General features: G+C 74.3%; 13 protein-coding genes and 1 pseudogene. 4 read left to right on the top strand and 10 right to left on the bottom strand.

Going from position 1 to position 18,761, the window contains the following annotated elements:
• Nucleotides 1–173 precede the first annotated feature (173 nt).
• Together QRN89_RS32970 and QRN89_RS32965 are read right to left on the bottom strand one after the other, a co-directional pair.
• Complete coding sequence (locus QRN89_RS32970; protein WP_290353068.1) at nucleotides 174–1,574, bottom strand: amidase; 1,401 nt, start codon at nucleotides 1,572–1,574, stop codon at nucleotides 174–176.
• Between the two features lie 100 nt (nucleotides 1,575–1,674).
• On the bottom strand, nucleotides 1,675–3,072 hold the full coding sequence (locus QRN89_RS32965) for a S1 family peptidase (RefSeq protein WP_290353067.1): 1,398 nt from the start codon (nucleotides 3,070–3,072) through the stop codon (nucleotides 1,675–1,677).
• 138 nt (nucleotides 3,073–3,210) lie between these two features.
• Here QRN89_RS32965 and QRN89_RS32960 point away from each other — a divergent pair.
• Together QRN89_RS32960 and QRN89_RS32955 are read left to right on the top strand one after the other, a co-directional pair.
• Nucleotides 3,211–5,226 (top strand): annotated as a pseudogene (locus tag QRN89_RS32960) (ABC transporter ATP-binding protein); the annotation flags it as partial.
• Between the two features lie 240 nt (nucleotides 5,227–5,466).
• Nucleotides 5,467–6,180, top strand: a complete 714-nt coding sequence (locus tag QRN89_RS32955; RefSeq protein ID WP_290353956.1) for an NUDIX hydrolase — start codon at nucleotides 5,467–5,469, stop codon at nucleotides 6,178–6,180.
• Nucleotides 6,181–6,265: 85 nt separating this feature from the next.
• On the opposite strand, the gene QRN89_RS32950 is transcribed toward QRN89_RS32955, so the two are convergent.
• A complete protein-coding gene (locus QRN89_RS32950) occupies nucleotides 6,266–7,162 on the bottom strand; it encodes a LysR family transcriptional regulator (protein WP_290353955.1) in 897 nt (298 codons plus the stop codon).
• A 359-nt stretch (nucleotides 7,163–7,521) separates the two neighbouring features.
• Between QRN89_RS32950 and QRN89_RS32945 the strand changes: the two genes are divergently transcribed.
• Nucleotides 7,522–8,217 carry a type 1 glutamine amidotransferase domain-containing protein gene (locus QRN89_RS32945; RefSeq protein ID WP_290353066.1) on the top strand — a complete coding sequence of 232 codons (696 nt, stop codon included), beginning with the start codon at nucleotides 7,522–7,524 and terminating at the stop codon, nucleotides 8,215–8,217.
• Between the two features lie 273 nt (nucleotides 8,218–8,490).
• Here QRN89_RS32945 and QRN89_RS32940 read toward each other — a convergent pair whose 3' ends face one another.
• The 5 genes from QRN89_RS32940 to QRN89_RS32920 form a co-directional block, all read right to left on the bottom strand.
• Complete coding sequence (locus tag QRN89_RS32940; RefSeq protein WP_290353065.1) at nucleotides 8,491–9,081, bottom strand: PadR family transcriptional regulator; 591 nt, start codon at nucleotides 9,079–9,081, stop codon at nucleotides 8,491–8,493.
• A gap of 512 nt (nucleotides 9,082–9,593) precedes the next feature.
• Nucleotides 9,594–10,631 carry a protein-L-isoaspartate(D-aspartate) O-methyltransferase gene (locus QRN89_RS32935; RefSeq protein WP_290353064.1) on the bottom strand — a complete coding sequence of 346 codons (1,038 nt, stop codon included), beginning with the start codon at nucleotides 10,629–10,631 and terminating at the stop codon, nucleotides 9,594–9,596.
• A gap of 572 nt (nucleotides 10,632–11,203) precedes the next feature.
• Nucleotides 11,204–11,761 carry a 3'-5' exonuclease gene (locus tag QRN89_RS32930; RefSeq protein ID WP_290353063.1) on the bottom strand — a complete coding sequence of 186 codons (558 nt, stop codon included), beginning with the start codon at nucleotides 11,759–11,761 and terminating at the stop codon, nucleotides 11,204–11,206.
• A 223-nt stretch (nucleotides 11,762–11,984) separates the two neighbouring features.
• Nucleotides 11,985–15,467 (bottom strand): phosphodiester glycosidase family protein, encoded by a 3,483-nt coding sequence (locus tag QRN89_RS32925; RefSeq protein WP_290353062.1) that lies wholly within the window; start codon nucleotides 15,465–15,467, stop codon nucleotides 11,985–11,987.
• A 592-nt stretch (nucleotides 15,468–16,059) separates the two neighbouring features.
• Nucleotides 16,060–16,596, bottom strand: coding sequence for a transglycosylase SLT domain-containing protein (locus QRN89_RS32920; RefSeq protein ID WP_290353061.1), 537 nt, complete (start codon nucleotides 16,594–16,596; stop codon nucleotides 16,060–16,062).
• A gap of 423 nt (nucleotides 16,597–17,019) precedes the next feature.
• Between QRN89_RS32920 and QRN89_RS32915 the strand changes: the two genes are divergently transcribed.
• On the top strand, nucleotides 17,020–17,316 hold the full coding sequence (locus QRN89_RS32915) for a hypothetical protein (protein WP_290353060.1): 297 nt from the start codon (nucleotides 17,020–17,022) through the stop codon (nucleotides 17,314–17,316).
• 331 nt (nucleotides 17,317–17,647) lie between these two features.
• Here QRN89_RS32915 and QRN89_RS32910 read toward each other — a convergent pair whose 3' ends face one another.
• Both QRN89_RS32910 and QRN89_RS32905 read right to left on the bottom strand, forming a co-directional pair.
• Nucleotides 17,648–17,830, bottom strand: a complete 183-nt coding sequence (locus QRN89_RS32910; RefSeq protein WP_290353059.1) for a hypothetical protein — start codon at nucleotides 17,828–17,830, stop codon at nucleotides 17,648–17,650.
• Between the two features lie 314 nt (nucleotides 17,831–18,144).
• Nucleotides 18,145–18,594 (bottom strand): hypothetical protein, encoded by a 450-nt coding sequence (locus QRN89_RS32905; RefSeq protein ID WP_290353058.1) that lies wholly within the window; start codon nucleotides 18,592–18,594, stop codon nucleotides 18,145–18,147.
• Nucleotides 18,595–18,761 lie beyond the last annotated feature (167 nt).

The raw sequence follows: 18,761 nt of genomic DNA, 5'->3' as shown, positions 1-18,761 counted from the left end.
CCGGCGCGCCGGACGGGGACGCCTCGGCCGACCCGCCCGTCCCCGTTCGTCGCCGGCGAGCGGTCCCGGCAAGGATCGGCACAGGCGCCGAACGGACCGACGCGGCACGGCACGGCACCCGGCGGCGACGGTGCCGACGCCGAACAACACCGACGCGGAACGGTGCCGGCGGATCAGGCCGGCAGCGGCCTGCGAGCTGCCCAGGGGCGGGCCTTCTCCAGCTCGGCGGCCAGGGACAGCAGGGTGGTCTCGTCGTCGCGGCGGCCGACGAGCTGGACGGCGAGGGGCAGGCCGCCGGCGGTGAACCCGGCGGGAACCGAGGCCGCCGGGTTCCCGGTGACGTTCCACAGCGCGCAGTACGCGATCATCGGCATGGACCTCAGGGCCGCCCGCACCGTGCCGGTACCCGTCAACCTGCCTTCCCCGGGCGGGAGTCCGGCGATCGTCGGGGTGAGCAGCACGTCGACCCGGTCGAACACGCGGTTCGCCCTGACCGCCGTCCTCTCCCCCTGGCGGATGGCCCAGCGTGTGACACCGGGCCGGACCCAGGCGCCGAGGCGGACGGTCTCGCGGGTGCGGCGCTCCAGCCGGGCGTAGTCGTCCATCGCGAACGCCTCGGTGCGCAGCCCGGCGAAGAACTGCGGCACGAACGCGGCGGTGGGGTCCGGGTAGCGAGGATCGATCTCCTCGACGTGGTGGCCCAGTTCGGCCAGCACGCCCGCCGTCGCCGTCACGGCCTCGACGACCTCCGGCGCGGGGCGTACTCCTCGCGCGACGGGCCGGGTGGACCAGCCGATCCGCAGCCGGGGCGATTCGGCGGTCGCGGCGGCCGCGAAGGGGCCGGCCGGTTCGCCGGCGCGGAACATGTCCCCGGGCAGGGAGCCGCGGATCGCGTCGTGGACGACGGCGGAGTCCAGCACCGAGCGTGTCAGCGGACCGAGTACGCCGAGCCCCCACCACAGGTGCGGCTGCGGCGCGGTGCTCACCCGCCCGCGCGTGGGCTTCAGACCGAACAGGCCGCAGCATGCCGCCGGGATCCGGATGGAGCCGCCGCCGTCGCCACCGATGGCGGTCGGGACCAGTCCGGCCGCGACCGCGGCGGCCGATCCGCCGCTGGAGCCGCCGGGGGAGCGGTCCGGGGCCCAGGGGTTGCGGGTACTGCCGTGCGCCGACGACTCGGTGAACGGGAACAGGCCGAACTCGGGCATGTTCGTCTTGCCGATGATCACCGCGCCCGCGGCGCGCAGTCGGCGCACGACCTCGGAATCCGCCGGCGCGGGACGGGTGTTGGCGGCGGTACCGAAGGTCGTCACACGGCCTTCGACGTCGTTCTCCTCCTTGATCGCCACCGGTACGCCGTGCAGTGGGCCGCGCTCGTCCGGGGCGGCGGCGTCCCTGCGGCCCGCCTCCGCCAGCGCCTCCTCCACCATGACGGCGGTGAAGGCGTTGAGGGCGCCGTCGTACCGTTCGATGCGGTCGAGCAGCAGTCGGGTGAGCTCCCGTGCCGACACCTCACCGGAGCGCACGGCCGCGGCCTGTCCGGCGACACCCGCGTACGCAAGATCGTCCGTCATGACGGGGAACGTACCTCCCGGCGCCACTGCCGAAGAAGCGCGCACGGCAGGTGATGCCCGTCACATCGTCGCGTCAAGGGAGGTGGGGTGGACGGCGGGGTCAGGCCCAGGTCTGCGAGTAGTACTCCCGGTAGTTCCTGCGGCCCTGGGCCGTCTGGATCCAGCGGCTCACGACCAGCAGGACGAGGCTCGCCCCGATGACGCCGATGCCGGGGGCGACGGCGCCGAGAGGGCCGAGTTCGGCGGCGATGTCGGTGACGATTCCCGGCCCCGACGTACCGCCCCACGGCGGCGCGGCACCGCCTCCGGCTCCCGCACCCGGTGCGGGGCCGTCGGTGGCGGGTGCCGACGGGTCGGCCGGCGCCGCGGGCTGCGCGCCCGTGCCGCCCTGCGCTCCGGGAGCCTGGCCGCTGAGTGCCACCCCGAGCGACGCCATGGCGCTGGTGACCGGCTGGAAGTACGTCGTGCCGCCGCTGTCGCAGTCGCCGGTGCCACCGGAGGTGACGCCGAGCGCGATGCCCTGGGCGAACAACGGGCCGCCGCTGTCCCCGGATTCGGCGCAGACGGTCGTCTCGATCAGCCCGCCGACCGTGCCCTCCGGATAGTTGACGGTCGCGTTGAGCGCGGTCACCTGACCCGAGCGCAGCCCGGTGGTGCTGCCGCTGCGGAAGACCTCCTGGCCGACGGCGGGGTCGGCGGCCCCGGTGATCCGTACGCCCCGGTCCTCTCCGATGGCCACGATGTCGGCGCCTGCCGGGTCGGGTGCGGCGCCGTCGTCGTACCGCACCAGGGAGAAGTCGGCCCCCGGGAAGCTGCCGGCGACCGTGCTGCCGAGCCGGTCGTTCCGGCCGCGGTCGCCGAACCAGGTGGTGCCCACGGGCCCGCAGTGCCCGGCCGTGAGGATGAACGACTGCTGCCCGTCGGTGACGTTGAAGCCGGCGGAGCAGCGGCTGTTCCCGCCGAACATCGGCGAGGCGCCGTTCAGCCGGGTGGTGAAGGTGCCGGGGTTCCGTTCCATACGGACGAAGCCGCCGATGTCCTCGGCGAGTTCCGTGAGCCGCGACCAGTCGGAGGCGGAGACGGTGCGGTCGGCACGCACCACGACCTCGTTGGTGCGGTAGTTCACCGCCCATGCGGTGCCCGACACCCGGGGTGCGCCGCTCAGGGTCTCGGTGGCCGAGCGGAGGTCGTCCATGCTGTGGCGCACGACCTTGGGGTTCGCACCGGCACGGCGCACCTCGGCCGCGGCGCCCTGGTCGGTCACGGCGACCACCGGGCGGCCGTCGTCCCCGATCCAGCTCCCGGCGGTCCGGGACGTGCCGAGCCGTCCGACCACTCCCCCACCGGGGTCCGCGGCGCGCGTGGTGGGGGCGGCGGCCGTCCCCGGCGCTCTCGTCTCCCCGGCCATGGCGTCGGAGACCATCAGCGAGCCGCAGACCAGCCCGCCGACCGCCGCCAGCCGGGCGATCCGCTGAAGGTTTCGTCGTGCGTGCCTCATCCGCGGCCCCAAGTTCGTACCGACACGGTGTCACCAGGTGTGCGGGGCCCAGGAAGCGGCCTGGGCCCCACCGTCTATACGCGGCCCGGCGCGGCGCCGTTCAAGCGGGGTATCCATGGCCTCACGGGAGGGGGCGCCATGAGGGTGTTCGGACGGGTGAGGGCGGCCGGGGCCGCGGTTTCCGCGAGCGAGCGGGAGCTGTTCGGCGGGCCGCTGCGGTACGACACGGGCTGGGCGGAGCACGAACGGGCGCGGCTGGAGCTGTCGACGCTGTCCGCGGTGCGGGCGATGCCGCGGCTGGTCGGCGGAACGCTGCGCCGGGCCTGGCGCGCGGACCGACCGGCGCTGGTCGCGGTCGCGGTCAGCGAGATCGGGCAGGGCATCGCCGCCGCCGTGGGACTGCTGGCGGTGAACGCGGTGATGCACGCCCTGCTGAGCGGCGGCGCGCCGGTCGACCGGCTGTACGCGGCACTGCCCGCGCTGGTCACCGTGGGCGTCGTCGGTGTGGTGAACGCGGGGCTCGCGTGCTGGTCCACGTCACGGGCCGGCCGGCTGGAGCCGCTGGTGGAGCGGTTGGCGACGACGGAGTACCTGGCGGCGGCAGCGGCGGTGGAACTGGAGGCGATCGAGGACCCCGAGTTCCGCCGCCTCATCGATGTTGCCCAGTACGGCGCGGCCTCGGCCCGCCGGATGATCGGCGCCTGCGTCGCCGCCGTGAACGGAACCATCTCGCTGATCGCCGCGGGCGGGGTACTGACGGTTCTGCACCCCGCGCTGCTGCCGATGCTCCTGCTGATCGCGGCCCCGCGCGGCTGGGGCGCCATGCGGGTGGCCCAGGAGCGGTACGTGTCGGTGATGGTGTGGGTGGAGCACATGCGGGCGGGTCGTCTGCTCGGCAGCCTGCTCACCTCGCGGACCGCCGCGCAGGAGGTCCGGGTCCACGGGGTCGGCGGCTTCCTGCTGGACCGCTACCGGGACATGGCGGAGAGCGCCGAACGGGAGCAGAAGCGGCTGGCGACCGACAAGGCGTTCACCGAACTGGTGGCGGCGGGCATGTCCGGGCTCGCCATGGTGGGGACGTACACGTTCATGGGCTGGCTGATCGTGGCCGGGCACATGGAACTGGCGGTGGCCGGCACCGCCGTGATCGCCGTCCGTTCCGGCTCGGCGAACCTCGGTGCGCTGGTCATGAACGTCAACCAGCTCCACGAGGAGGCCCTGTACGTCAACGACCACGACCGCTTTCTGGCGGAGGCCGCCGCGTACACCATCCCCGAGGGCGGTGCGGACGTGCCCGGGCGGGTGGGCGAGATCCGCGCGGAGGACGTCACGTACCGCTATCCCGACCGGGACGCACCGGCCCTGAGCGGGGTGTCGCTGACGATCCCGATGGGGTCGGTCACGGCTGTCGTCGGGGAGAACGGCTCGGGGAAGAGCACCCTGATCAAGGTGCTGGCCGGTCTGCTGCTGCCCGGCAGCGGCACCGTGCGCTGGGCGGACGTCGACGTGACCCGGCTCGACCGCGCCCAGGTCTTCGACCGGGTCGCCCTGCTCACCCAGGACTTCGAGCGCTGGCCGATGACCGCGGGCATGAACATCCGCATCGGCAGGCCCCGACGGGACGCCTCCGAAGGGGACTTGGCCGGGGCGGTGGGCTTCGCGGGCGCCGCGGCGCTGGTGGCACGGCTTCCGCACGGGCTGCACACACTGCTGGCCCGGATGTTCCGGGGAGCGTCCGAGATCTCGGGCGGGGAGTGGCAGAAGATCGGTCTCGCCCGTACGCACTTCCGTACCGGCACCTGCGCGGCGGACAGCCTGCTGATCGTCGACGAGCCCACGTCCGCGCTGGACCCCGAGGCGGAGATCGCCGCCTTCGACCGTATCCGTCAACTGGCCGGCCCACGGCGGGCGATCGTGCTCGTCACCCACCGGATGTCCGGGGTGCGCCACGCCGACACCATCCATGTGCTGCACCAGGGGCGGCTGGTGGAGCACGGCACCCACGACGAGCTGATGGCGACCGGCGGGCGCTACGCGTCGATGTTCCGTACGCAGGCGGCGCAGTACGCACCGAGGGCGGGGCGGCGCGAGGGTCCGCTCCCGGAGGCGGCCGCGACCGGGGTCCCGCCGGAGCGGGACCGTGCGCCCGGAGGCGCGGAGTCGCGGGAACGGCCGGGCGGGGCCCGGGCGGACCGGGAACCGGGCCTCGGGCGCCACACGGCGCTCCAGGAGCCGCCGGCCGGGGTTCGGGCTTCACCCGGCGGGGCACCGGGAGATCCGGCACCCGACGAAACGCCGGCCGGGATCCACGCGGCCCAGGAACCGGAAGCCGGACACCCGGCAACACACCTGCCGTCGGCCGGTGTTCGGACTCCGCAGGGCGCGGCGCCCGGGGTGCCGGGTCCACGCGCCGGGTCCGGGGGCGCGGCCGAGCCTGCGACCGGGGCCGAGGTGTCGGCAGCGCACGCCCCGCAACCGCACCGGCCGTTGCCGCCGGGCGACGCCGTGCCGGTGGACGGGACCGTGCCGACGGTCGGGAGGGCGCCCGCGGACGGGAGTGCGCCGGCCGTCGGGACCCAGTCGCCGGGCGACGCCGTGCCGGCAGGCGGCGCCGTGTCGGTGGACGGGGCCGTCCCGTACGGCGGGCTCGGGTCGCAACGGCCCCCGCGCCGCACCGGAACGGCCGTACTGCTCGTGAACGACGCGGGCCGGTACCTGCTGCATCTCCGGGACAACGTTCCGGGCATCTGTCATCCCGGCACCTGGAGCCTGATCGGTGGGAGGCCGGAGGGCGAGGAGTCCCTGGAGGAGGCCATCGGCCGGGAACTGCGCGAGGAGGCGGGCCTGACGCTGCCCGGCCTCCGGCGTTACACCGTCGTCCCCGGCACCGGTCCCGACGGTGTCACCCAGGGCGAGATCCAGGTGTTCCTGGGTCGGTGGAACGGCGACGCGGACGCGCTGCCGATCACCGAGGGCGTCATGTTCCGCTGGTTCGATGCCGCGATGATCGACCGGCTGGTGATGTGCCCGTGGACGGCGGACGTCGTCCGGCAGCACGACCGTGAACGGCGGCGGACGGCGAACGGGCACCGGGACCGGCCCTCCTGAGGCGGACGCACCGCGATTCCGCAGGGCCGGAGCTGACCGCTGCCGTCAGCCTGCCCGGGCGGCGTCCACCGGGCGCCGTCCGCGTTCACCAGGTGCGGGCCGCCTCGACGAGTCGGTCGCGGACCGGCGCCACCCGGGGGTTGTCCGGGACGCCGGGACGCTCTGCCAGGTAGCAGGTGTTGATGGGCGGTTCGTCGAGGTCGTGCAGGAGGACGAGGGCCCCGGAGGCGAGTTCGTCGAGGCAGAGGTAGCGCGGCAGCACCGCGAAGCCCGCACCGGCCGTGACGGCGGCGACCACGCCCCGGAGGTCGGGGGCGGTGACGGCCGCGTGGCAGGAGAGGCGGGTACCGAAGGCATGGCGCCAGTACCGCCGGGTGATGGGCAGGTCCTCGGCGTACGTGATCAGCGGGACACGGTGCAGGGCCGACGGCCCCTCGCGGGTCACGCCGCCCCCTATCCGCTCCGCCCACACGGGAGCGGCGACGAGGACGAACTCCTCGTCCATCAGCGGCACGGCGGAGAGGGTCCGGCCGCGCGGCCGGGTGGTGGCGATGACGAGGTCGTGGCGGCCGGCACGCAGTTCGTCGAGGAGCGCGTCGGTGAGGCCCATGGTCACGCGCAGCCGTACGCCTTCGGCGACGAGCGGCGCCAGGGCGGGCAGCACGCGACTGCACAGCAGTTCGGCCGGGCCCGCGAGATGGACCGGCTCGGCGGGTGTGCCTTCGGAGGCACCCGTCCCGGTCGCGGCGGCGAGCGCGTCCAGGGGCGCGGCGATGCGGGCGGCGAGTTCGTCGGCCACCGGGGTCGGCGCGACACCTCGGGGCAGCCGTACGAACAGCTCGCGTCCGGACTGCCGTTCCAGCGCGCGCATCTGTGTCGTCACGGTGGGCTGCGACAGACCCAGCAGCGGGGCGGCGGCGGTGAACGAGCCGGACCGGTACACGGCGAGGAACGTGCGCAGCAGGTTCAGATCGGCGTGCACGGCGGGCGAAGGCGCGTCCGGCCCCGGGCCGCCTCCCGGAGCCCCGCCGCTGCTCCTGCCCCGGCGGTCCGGGTCCGGGTCGTGCGGGACCGGGTCGTGCAGGACCGGGTCGTGCAGGACCGGCCGGCGCGGCCGGTGCCCTCGCCCGACCGGGTCGCCACCGGCGTCTTCTTCATGTCTCACGCCAGGAACCCTAGCCCTCCCCCGGCCCGGAAGCGCCTTCACAATCCATTGGAAAGCCTATGGCAGGGATCGACTCATCCATTGGTTTCCTATGGTTGCGCGGGTCTACGGTCGGTACCGCACGCATCTCCGGGCCCGTGAAGAAGAGGGCCCGCTCCTCACTGGGAGTACCAAGCATGTCGAAGATCCTTTTCGTGATGACCGGCGCCGACCACTGGACCCTCGCCGACGGCAGCCGCCACCCCAGCGGTTTCTGGGCCGAGGAGGCCGTCGCCCCGTACGAGGCGTTCAAGGCCGCCGGTCATGAGGTCGTCGTCGCCACCCCCGGCGGCGTGGTGCCCACCGTCGACCAGCGCAGCCTGGCACCCGAGGTCAACGGCGGCCCGGAAGGTGCCGCGAGGGTCACCGCCGGTCTCTCGGCGCTCGACGAACTCCGGCGCCCGGTGAAGCTGGAGGACGTCGACCTCGACGCGTTCGCGGCCGTGTTCTACCCGGGTGGCCACGGCCCGATGGAGGACCTCGCCGTCGACCCGGTCTCCGGGCGGCTCCTCGTCGACGCGCTGGACTCGGGGAAGCCGCTCGCGGTGCTCTGCCACGGCCCGGCCGCCCTGCTCGCCGCGACGCAGGCCGACGGCTCGAACGCCTTCGCCGGCTACCGCGTCGCCGCGTTCACGAACGCCGAGGAGACCCAGGCCGGCCTCGCCGACCGCGCGAAGTGGCTGCTCCAGGACCGGCTGACCGAGGCGGGTGTGCAGGTCCAGGCGGGCGAGCCCTGGGCCGCGAACGTCGTCGTCGACCGCAATCTGGTGACGGGCCAGAACCCGGCCTCGTCCGCCGGGGTCGCCGCCGAGGTCCTGAAGAAGCTGGCCTGACGCCCGGGCCCGGGTGAGCCGGGAGGCAGCCCGCGTCGTCCGTCGTCCGTCGCCGGCCCCACGGCCGACGGACGACCGGCCACCGGGCGACCATCTGCGGGGCGACAGGCACGAGCCACGTGGCCGAAGTGTGGGCGATCAGGGCGCCGGTCGGTGCGAGGCGCCGGCGGCCGCGCGCGTGCCTGAGTGCGGCAGGGGAACGGGCACCTCGGCGAGCCGGCGGAAGGCGGCAGAGGAAAGCCGCAGACGGCCGGGCCCCGGACAGAACGGCCGTCAGGCGTCCCGCGGGCGCAGGCCCCCCTCCACCGACCGGCTCTGCCGCGCCCGGAGGACCGCCGCCGTCCGGGCGCACCAGTCGGCCGTCTCCTGTTCGAAGCGCAGACCCCGCAGGCAGGTCAGGTACGGGCCGACGCGGTCGGCGGTCGCGAGGAAGGTGTCCTCGTCGAGGTCCCCGCGCAGCCGCCGCAGGAAGCGCTCGAAGATGGCGGTCTTGGCGGCGGCCATCGCGGCCCGCTCGTCGAGCTGCTCGATCACCGGTGCCGGCGGCGCGCTGTCGACGGCCTGCACCTTGACCAGGAGGTCGTCGCGGATGAACGACGGTTTCACGGAGGTCTCCGCGAAGCGCGCCAGTTCCTCCAGTCCCTCCTCCGTGATGGTGAACAGCCGCTTCGGCGGACGGGACTCCTGGATCACCTGGCGGCCCTCGACGAGACCGGCCTTCTCCAGTTTCGTCAGCTCGAGGTAGAGCTGCTGCGGCAGGGCGTGCCAGAAGTTCGCCACGCCGAGGTCGAAGGTCTTGGCGAGCTGGTAGCCGCTGGACTCCCCGTCCAGCAGCGCCGCGAGCACCGCATGGCGCAACGCCATGGCTCCGCCTCCCGCTCCGTGTCGTTTCCCGTTCCGTACCCTCGCAGGGTACTCAACGGCATGAGTAGTCACATCGTTGAACGGGCGGCGCCGGGTGCCGTGCGGGGCGGCGGGCCCCGGGCCGCAGCGGGGCCGTGGCGGAGAACACGGCCGGGACGCAGCCAGGACGCGCTCCCGCCCGCCGGGCCGTGACACGGTGTCACGGCCCGGCGGGCGGGGCGTCGCGGGCGGCACACATCCAGGCCGGGCCGGTGCCGGATCCCACCGGACGTCCGAGGCCGGACGGTGTCAGGGGCGGTCCGGGGGAATCGATTCCATGGAATCGACGGCGCGGGGATCACGCGCGTCCGCCGACGCAACGTGAAGGTTCTGCGCGAGGACTCGTCGGCGCCGGGACCAGCCGGACGACGGCCGCAGGATTCCTGCGCCGGGCCAACCGGTGTGCGCCAGGGCCGGTTCGGCCCGCGCGAAGCCGAACTCGCGAGCCGGTGGGCCCGGGGCCCGACGGGCGTTCACGGCTCCGTGCCGGGCGGGTATCCGTGCACTCCGTAGAGCCGGACGAAGCGGGCCGACACGACGGTCCGGCGCAGGACGAGGCCCCGAGGCGTCCGCTCGTACTGGCGCACCTGTTCGCGCCCGCCCGGACCGATCGGCTGGACCAGCCGGCCGCCGGTGCGCAACTGGCCCACGAGCGGCCCCGGCACCTCCGGGAAGGCCGCGGACACGACGACGGCGTCGTACGGCGCCCGTTCCGGCACGCCGAGCGTGCCGTCGCCGGTGCTCACGGAGACGTTGCCGATGCCCGCCCGGGCCAGCCGGCGGCGGGCCCGCCCCGCCACGTCCGGCAGGCGCTCCACACTGACGACCTCGCCGGCGAGCCGGGCCAGGACGGCGGTCTGGAAGCCGTAGCCCGTGCCGATCTCCAGGACGCGCTCACCACCGGTCAGTCCGAGCGCCTCCACCATCAGGGCCACGAGGGACGGCTGGGTGGTCACCTGACCGTGCGGAAGGGGAACGGGGGCGTCCCGGTACGCGGATCCTGCCTCCGCGCGCGGTACGAAGGCGTCCCGCGGGACCCTCCGCAGGGCTTCGAGGACCCGCTCGTCCCGCACGCCCGCGGCCCGCGCGGCGCGAACCAGGTCCTCGGGACCCGGTCGCGCTCCGCCCGGCTCGCGGCGGGCTCCTCGATCAGGCGAGGGCACCGGTGGGACCTGCGGACGCCGCTCCGGGGACGGCTTCCCGGACGCGCCTCCCGACCTCGCGCCGGAAGACCCGGGAGGCGACTCCCCCGAGGGTTCCCGACGCGACTCACGCGGCGGTTGCGGCGACGAGCCTTCCGAGCGTCCTGGCCATGGCTGCGGAGACGCATTCCGTGACGGTTCCGGACACGACTCACGCGGCGGCTCCCCGGACGCCCTCCGCGAGAGGCCCGGACACGACTCACGCGGCGGTTCATGAGACGGGCCTTCCGAGCGTCCCCACGACGGCCCCGGACCGGAGTCCCACGGCGGTTCCGGACGCGGCGGTTCAGGAGGCGCCCGCCCGGGCATCGAGCCGTTCGGCAGGCCCGGTCGCCCGGCCGCGTTCCCAGGGATTCCGGATGTCCCGCGTGGTCCCGGACACCACAGCCTCATCGCCGCTCCTCGCCGGTCGGCTCCCCCACCGGCCCCCTCCCCTTCGATGATGCGCTCGGGGTGCCCGGTCGCTCCAGACGCACGGGCCGGGCGCCGTCAGCGGGCGCCGCCCACGTCGGGCAGGCGCGTCGGACCGACGACGTTCGCGTCCCGTCGATCACACGCCGGCGGTGGGCGCTGTGGGCGCCGGACGGCTCGCCGCCGTGGTGTCGCGTCAGTCCCGTCGAGGCTCCGGAGCAGCGACGGAAGGACGGGTGGACACCCGGTGTACGCGTCGGTGGGCACCATGTGCGGCGAGTGCCTGCACAAGGGTTCCTTTCCCGCCAGGTTGGCGCGTACTGTGCGCATCCCCGGCACCCGCCCGCCGGGGACGACGCGGTGCTCCTCCCCCTTGCGCACCGCCGCGGGACCCCGCCGCATCCGCACGGCGGGGCCTCGCCACGCCCGCCCCGGCGCCGCCGCTCCGCTCCCGCGGCCCGCGAGCGCCCTCATCCCGGCCAGTCGCCGCGCCCGGCCAGCGACAGCACCAGTGCGCCGATGTTCCAGGCGTCGTCCTCACCACTGTGGTGGCGGCCCTCGAGAGGGAGTCCGGCGATCCTCAACGCCTGTGCCATACCCGGGCGTTTACGCAGGCCGTGGGCCTCGGTGAACACGGCCTTGGCGTTGGTGTGCCGGCGCCCGAAGGGGTACGTCGTACCGGTCGCGGCACACTGCCCGGTGAACTGCTTGCGGTCGTAGTCCCCCCAACTGGCCCACGGCCGCACCCCGGCGGCGTGCTCCGCGGCGAGCAGCCGGCAGGCCTCGGCGAACTCGACGCCCGTGTCCACCTCGGCCTGGGTGAGGCCGGTCAGTTCGGTGCAGAAGGCGCTGACCGTGGACCGTCGCGGGCGCACGAGGATCCGGTGCCGGGCCACCCGCTCACCCGCCCGCAGGTCGACCACGGTCAGCCCGATCTCGATGATCTCGCTGACGGCGCCGGGGGGCGGTGTGCCGTCCCAGCAGGTCGCCTCGACATCGACGACATTGAGGAGTTGGGCGGTGTTCATGGCGCCGAGGTTAAGGAGTGGGGCGACCGCACGTCACCCGGATTTCCTTCGGCACCTGGGGTGTTGTGCCCGCCTCGGCCGGCCCGGGGCCGGAGGCCGCATGGCGGCCGGCGGCGACCCGGACCGGTCGGAGACGCGTGACGGTGCGGAGCGGCCAGGCCGTCGATGCCCGACAGTGCTCGTGCTCACGCCCGTACCCGTACCCGTGCTCGCGCCCGTGTCCCTACCCGGACGATGCGGCCACGGTGACACGGGACTCGGCCCTCGTCCCGTTCACCGTCACCACGAGCACGGCCGTCCCGGGGCGCAGTCCGGTGAGGCGGCCCGTCGACGGGTCGTACGCGGCGACGTGCCACGGCCCGGCACGGCCGGGATCACCCACGTACACGTTCGGCGAGCCGCTCCAGTCGGTGCTCATCGGGAAGCGGGCAGGCACCTCACGGGCACCCGCGCTCTGGCCCTGACGGACGGTGGCCGTGACGGGCGCCTCGGCCTCGGCCGGCAGTGACGCCGGGGCGTCGAGGGTCAGCCCGTCGACGTGTGCGCGGGTCTGGACGGTCACCCAGTCCGGCCCTCCGGCCCACGGCGCGTGCCGCGCCACCGCCTGCTCGGCACGCGACACCCGGTCGACGCCGACCAGTGACCAGCCGGTGAACCCGCCCTCGTCCACCGGAGTGGACGGCGTCTTCCCGGAGTTGCCGTTGACCAGGTACGGGACTCCGTCGACGCGTTCGGCGTGGAACGTGCCGACATGGCTGCCGACGAAGGCCGCTCCCTTGCCCGTCGACCGGCGGAAGGCGGAGAGCCAGCTCTCCAGCAGGGCCGCCTCCTTGCGGTCGCCGAGCTGGCTGCCCTTCTGCGGTGTGGGGTCGCGCGGCGGCACGTGCTGGACGACCATCACCGAGCCGATGCGTGGATCGGCGGCCGCCGCGTCGAGCTGGGCACGCAGCTCCTTGATCTGGGCGAACCCGCCGCCGCGGAGCCCGAGGCTGGAGGTGTCGAGGGTGATGAACCGGGTTCCCTCGTGGTCGAACGTCCGCTGCGCGGGCCCGAACTCGGCCACGAAGTCGTCGATCCTGCCGCCCATGACCTCGTGGTTGCCCGGTACGTAGAACCAGGGCAGTTCGCCGCCCAGTTCGTCCTCGAGGACGGTACGGGCGAACGCCAGGTCATCGGGCGAACCCTCGTCCACCAGATCGCCGTTGATCACCACGAAGTCGGGCCGCGCGGCTCTGATCTCCCGCAGGGTCCGGCGGGCCTGCGCGACGACGGGGCTGTCGGGGCTGCGGGCCACGAACTGCGCGTCGGAGACGACCGCGAACCGCCAGTCCCTGCCCTCGGTCCTCGCGGCCGATCCGACCAGCCGATCCCGGTGGACCGGCTCGCCGGGCAGCTCGACTGCGGGGGGCACCTTCGCCGTGAGGTCGTCGATGACGATCCTCCCCGTGTACGAGCGGGTGGCGGCGGTCTCGGCGAGGTAGAAGCGGTGGACCCGCAGGGGGTGCGCGACGCCGGCGGGCACCGCGAACTCGACGTGCCGCCATCCCGTCCAGGTCACGTACGGGCCGCGCAGCAACTGGTCGGAGCCGGCCGAGTCCTTCAGATGCAGGGTCGGCCAGGCCCCGTTGCCGTCGCCCTTGATCCACAGCCCGAACGACTGCGGCTGGCCGTCGACCGGTATCGGGGCCGGCGGAAGGGCGTAGGCGGCCCGGGTCGCGGTGGACTGGGTGAAGTCGTAGGCGATGTCCAGTCCGGTGCCGGTGTGACCGTCGGCCGTGGCCGCGACCGAGCCGGTGGCGCGGGCGGCGGTGAACGTCCAGTGCGCGGCGTCGTCGAACGGCGCGATCTCCCGGGCGGCCAGGCCGACGGTCACGGCGACGACCGTGCTCCGGCCCGCCACCGTGGCCGTGACACGGCCGGCCGCGGGCTCGGCGCCGCGCGCCCTGACGGTGAAGCCGCCTTCGGTGTCCGGGGCGATGGTGAAGAGGGAGCGGTCGTAGTCGAGTTCGACATCGGCGGGTTCGACGGGGGCGCTGGTACCGTGCGCGTCGAAGCCGAGGATTCCGAACCGCCCGGTCGTCTCCGCGTCGGCGAGGCCCACCCGCCGTGTCGACGGCCGGATGCGGTGCAGGTCGTCGAGGACGGTCAGACGGAGGGTGCCGCGGGCGTTCCCACGCCGTGCGGTGACGTCCGTGTCGCCGCTGCGCCGGGCGGTGAAGACCCCGTCCGTGCCGACCCGTCCCACCAGGGGGTTCTCCGCGTACCAGCGCGGGGCTCCCTCGGCGGGTCCGTACGTCTCGTCGTGACCGGCGGCGGTGAGACGGCGGGTGAGGCCGGGGAAGACCCGTTCGGGGTGACCGCCCCGGACCGGATCGGCGGTGGGCGCGGTCCCGGGGTCCATGGCGGTCTCGACCCGGTAGCCCTTCAGCTCTCCGCTGCCGTCGGGCGCGGTCAGGGCCAGACCGTTGGGCACGGTCCGCTCGGTGCCGTCCGACGGGCTGTTCTCGACCTGCACGGTGTCGCTGCCCGGCTCCCGCGCGACGAGGGTGGAGGAGCCACCGCCGTCGAGGTTGATGGCGTTGTGGGCGCCCGCGCGCCGCATCATCAGGGCGAGTTCGGTGAGCGTCACCCCGCCGCTGTCGGCCTGGCGGCCGTCGACGGTGAGGATCCGCATGGTGCCGCCGTCCCGGGAGAAGCCGACCGCGGTACGGGGGGCGGCGGTGTTGTTGCCGCCGCCCTCGTGGTCCACGGGCTCGCCGTCGACCACGAGGAGTTCGTTGGCGCCGATGGCGGTGCGCGGGACCTCCCCGGAGGCTGCACGCGGGCGGTACTCCAGTGTGACCGGGTCGCCGACGGCGAGTGCGGTGAGCGCGTCCGCGCCGGCGTCCCGGCCGACGAGCACGGTCGTACCGGGCGGGACCGGCCCCTTGCCGGGGGCACCGGCGGGTGCGGTCACCTCGCCGTCCGTGACGGCCACTTCGGCAGTGCGCTGCGCCCCGTCGACGGTGAGCGCCCGGTCCGCGTCGCCCCATTGGGCGTTGTAGGCGCCGACGCCGTTCGCGGGGACGTTGGCCGCGTTGAGCGCGGCGAGGGGGCGGGTGCCCGCGGGGAGGGTCAGGGTGCCGTCGAAGTAGAGCTGGAGGATGCGGCCGGCGTCCCCGGGGCCGAATCCGACGGCCCGGTGGTAGCCGGTGGCGGGCGAGTTGACCAGCCGGCCGTCGTGGAGGGCGATGCCGTTGGGGGCGCCGGTCTGGTTGATGTCGAAGAAGTCCCCGTTGATCGCGGCGACGGTACGCCGTCCGGGTCCGGGATCGTGCTCGGCGGCCATCAGGGACACCGTCTTGCGGGCGGCGACCGTGCCCGGGTGGAGGTAGTCCACCTTCGTGCCCCGGGTGAGGTCGACGGAGAGGGAGTCGACCCGGAGCCACTTGTCGGACTCCAGCCGGTCGTACGAGGTCAGTTCGACGCCTGGGGCCAGCGGGCGGCTGGTCCGGGCGGTTTCGAGCCCGTCGCCGTCGGCGACGGTGAAGGTCTCGAAGCCCCTGCCCGCCGGATCGGCGCCGGTGCGGTCCGCGTGGCTCGCGGCCGGCGGGGAGACGGGCCGCAGCATCTGGGCGGCGGTCCGCGGGAGGGGTTCGGGTGGGGGTGCGGATCCTGCGGCGGCCGGCGCGGCGGCTCCGACCGCCAGCGCCGAGCACACTGCCATGACGGTCGCGGATCGTCTCCAACCAGCGGATCGTTTCCATCCAGCGGGCTTCCATCCAGGTGACAGCACGGCGACTCCGGTGAAGGCGGACGACCACGTACGCCCGGTGCGCACGTGGCGACGCTTCAGCATCGCGGCGCAAGTGACGCCTTACCAGAGGGCGTTGGCGACATCGGGGAGAACAACGCCTCATCTCCACCGGTTCCCTGTTCACCGGAGGGGCGGCCCCGCCCACGATCGGCGCCGGGGCCGTGTCCGCCGCGGGAGTTCCCGGCCGGCCCCGGATGCGGCCGGAGGAGGAACGAGCGGGAAGGTCCGCGAACGAAAGGGACGATCCACCGGCGAGCAGGAAGGTCCGCGGGCGCACGGGAACGTCCGCCGGCGAGCGGGAAGGTCCGCGAGCGCTCGGGAAGGACAACGGGAAGACAAAGGCGCCCCCGTCGCCGCCTCGGTGGCGGGAACAGGGGCGCGCATTCGCCGTTCGGAGCCGGCGGCACCGTGGAGGTGCCGGCGGCCCGGGTGAGCGGGCACGGACTCGGGGGCTTCACCGCCGGCCCGGGCCCGGCCTGCTCCGGGAGGGACCCGGAGCGGCTCAGTAGGCGGAGTCGACGTTGTCGATGGAGCCGTAGCGGTCGGCGGCGTAGTTGGCGGCCGCGGTGAGGTTGGCGACCGGGTCGGTCACGTCGTGCTTGGTGCCCTTGACGTGGTAGGCGTCGAAGGTGGGCTGGATGACCTGCAGCAGACCCTTGGACGGGGTGCCGTTCTGGGCGTTGACGTCCCAGTTGTTCTGCGCGTTCGGGTTGCCGCCGGACTCGCGCATGATGTTGCGGTGCAGACCCTCGTAGCTGCCCGGGATGTCCTCGGACTTCATGACGTCCAGGGCCTCACGGATCCAGCCGTCGAGGTTGTCCTTGTACTGCTTCTTTTCCTTCTTCGCCTTCTTCGCCGGAGCCTCGGCCGCCACAGCCTTCCCGGCCGCGACGCTCGCCGAAGCCTGCTCGACGGCGTGCGCCGGCGACGAGGCCAGCGTGAGGGCCGCAGCCGCGGCACCCGCGGTGGCGATGCCGGCGACGGAGAGCTTGCGGAGACGGGCGATGCGGCCGGTGGTGGTCTGCGTGCGAACGGTCATGCGGGGGGACTCCAATGATGGACTGCAGGGGGAGGAACCGACGGTGGTTCGGCAGGAGCTGAGCGGTCGGCGCGGGTGGCGACCCGCTCGGCCCGGCACTCACTCCCCGGAACGTCAGCCATCGTGGAGGGCACCCCCGCCCGGACGCAAAGATGTGACGTACTACCGCTCTACGGAGAAATGTCCGAATTCATGCGCTCGACCCGCTCCCCGAAGGCCGACCGGCTCCGCGCGCTACTACCGCCGTTAGGACGTGACGTGCCTCCTATGCCCGGCATCACACGGGCGCGGCATTTCCACCGCCCGGCACCACCCGGAGTGGCCGGGCGCTCACGCACCGCCCGGGCGGGAACCCCTGATGACGTTTCGGTTGCGACGCGGGCGGGTCTCGTTCCCCCGGGCGGAGTCGGTCGTTCCCCAGGCATGAACGCCATCGCCAGGGAGACCGCACCCACTCCGGCCGCGTCCTGCGTCGACGCATACTGGCTCGACTCCCACACCCACGATCCGCTCAGCTGCCTGTTCCGCGTCCGGTCCCGGGGGGCCGCCGACGGCGCGGAGCCCCCGGACGCGCCCCGGCCCGGCGAGGACGACACCCGGACCTCGCCCGGATCACCGTCCACGCACGGCCGAAGACACCCCACCGAGCCGTGGATCGTGCCGCCGGGCCTCCCGCCACGGCTCCCCTCCCCCGCGCCGCAGCCCGGTACGGCCGGGTGACCCGGGCCCGATCCGCAAACCGACCCCGGCCTGATCCGACGGCGCACGCCGGGACGGCACCCCGGCCCGCGGGCCCGTCCCGGCCTGGTCGCGCCGGATCACGTCGGATCACGTCGGATCACGTCGGCGGCCAGGGCCGGCTCAGAACGGATCAGCATGGATCAGCACGGATAAGGGCAGGTCAGGTCACCAGCCGGTAGGCGTCGCCGTCGGGGGCGACGTGTTCCGCGCCGGGCCCGGGGAAGTGCGTGCCGAGGACCAGCGCGACGTTGATCGCCTCGTGGCCCGGCGGGTCCATCGCCCAGCCGTTCGCCGCCTGAGGGCCGGCCGCTCAGCACGGCGTGGCGTCCGCCCGGAGGTCGATCGCGAGTTCACGGCGGTGCCTGCCATGGCCGGGAAGGTTGAGGAAGCCGAGGCGCTCGGTGGCGCGGTGGCCGCGGTGACGGCCGGTTCCCGCGGAGTCGGGGGTCGTGCGCAGGTGCTGGATGGCGAGGATGACGGTGCTCTTGAGCATGGTGGACTCCGGAAGTGAGAGCAGTACGGAAGCCGGCGCACCGGCGACGGGAGGCCGCCGAGGAGCGTGGGCCGAGACACAGGTGCCCGCACGACGGCGGACGGGGATCAGCCGGGGGGACGCGTGGGCCGAGAGGCGGACGGGGGCACCCACGGCGCGACGGGCGGGCGTCGCGCGACGCACCCCGGCGGCGTGTGGACCCCGGGCATCGCGCCCGGCAGCGGCACGCCGGCTCCGCGCCGGTGCCGGACCGTACGGAGCGGACCCGTCGACGGCACCGGCGCGGCCTCTCCGCCCCTCGGCGCGGCCCGCGCTCAGACGCGGCGGCCGTCGTTCTGCCAGGCGTCGAGGATCTGGTCGGTGTACCAGCGGTCGGCGGCGGGCCCGCGGTCGAGCAGGACGATGACCCACCTGCCGTCGAGCCAGCGGGCGAAGCGGTGGCCGTCGTAGCGGTAGTACGTGCGGCGGTCGTCACCGTGCCAGTACCAGTGACCGTCCTTGCCGTGACGCCAGTGGCCGTGGCCGTGGCCGTGCCGGTCCCCGCGTCCGTCGTGTTCCCAGCGTCCGTCGCGGTCGGGACGACGCTGTTCCCGGTCCTGGCGGCCGTCGTCACCGCGGTCCGTGACGGTGGTGTTCGCGTTCCGCTGCGCGGGGGCCGCGGGACGCGAGTCCGCGGACGCGGTGCCCGCGGTGCCGATCAGGGCGAGGCCGGCCAGGGTCGCGGAGGCGGTGGTGGCGGCCATGCGCCGAATCAGCTTGTTCATCGTGGTCTCTCCTTGCTACGCCCGGTTGTCGGGGCGTCGAACGACGGATCCGCCGCGTAGGCGGGATCCGTCCACAAGGCGCGGTGCTCGAGGTTCTGCGAGGAGCCGCCGCCGGTGCGTCGACCGGCTGCGGGCTCCAGGCCATCGCGCTTGCATTGAAGCTATCA

This window comes from Streptomyces sp. HUAS CB01 (assembly GCF_030406905.1).
GTDB lineage: Bacteria > Actinomycetota > Actinomycetes > Streptomycetales > Streptomycetaceae > Streptomyces > Streptomyces chengbuensis.
This window is presented reverse-complemented; position numbering and strand designations above follow the sequence as displayed.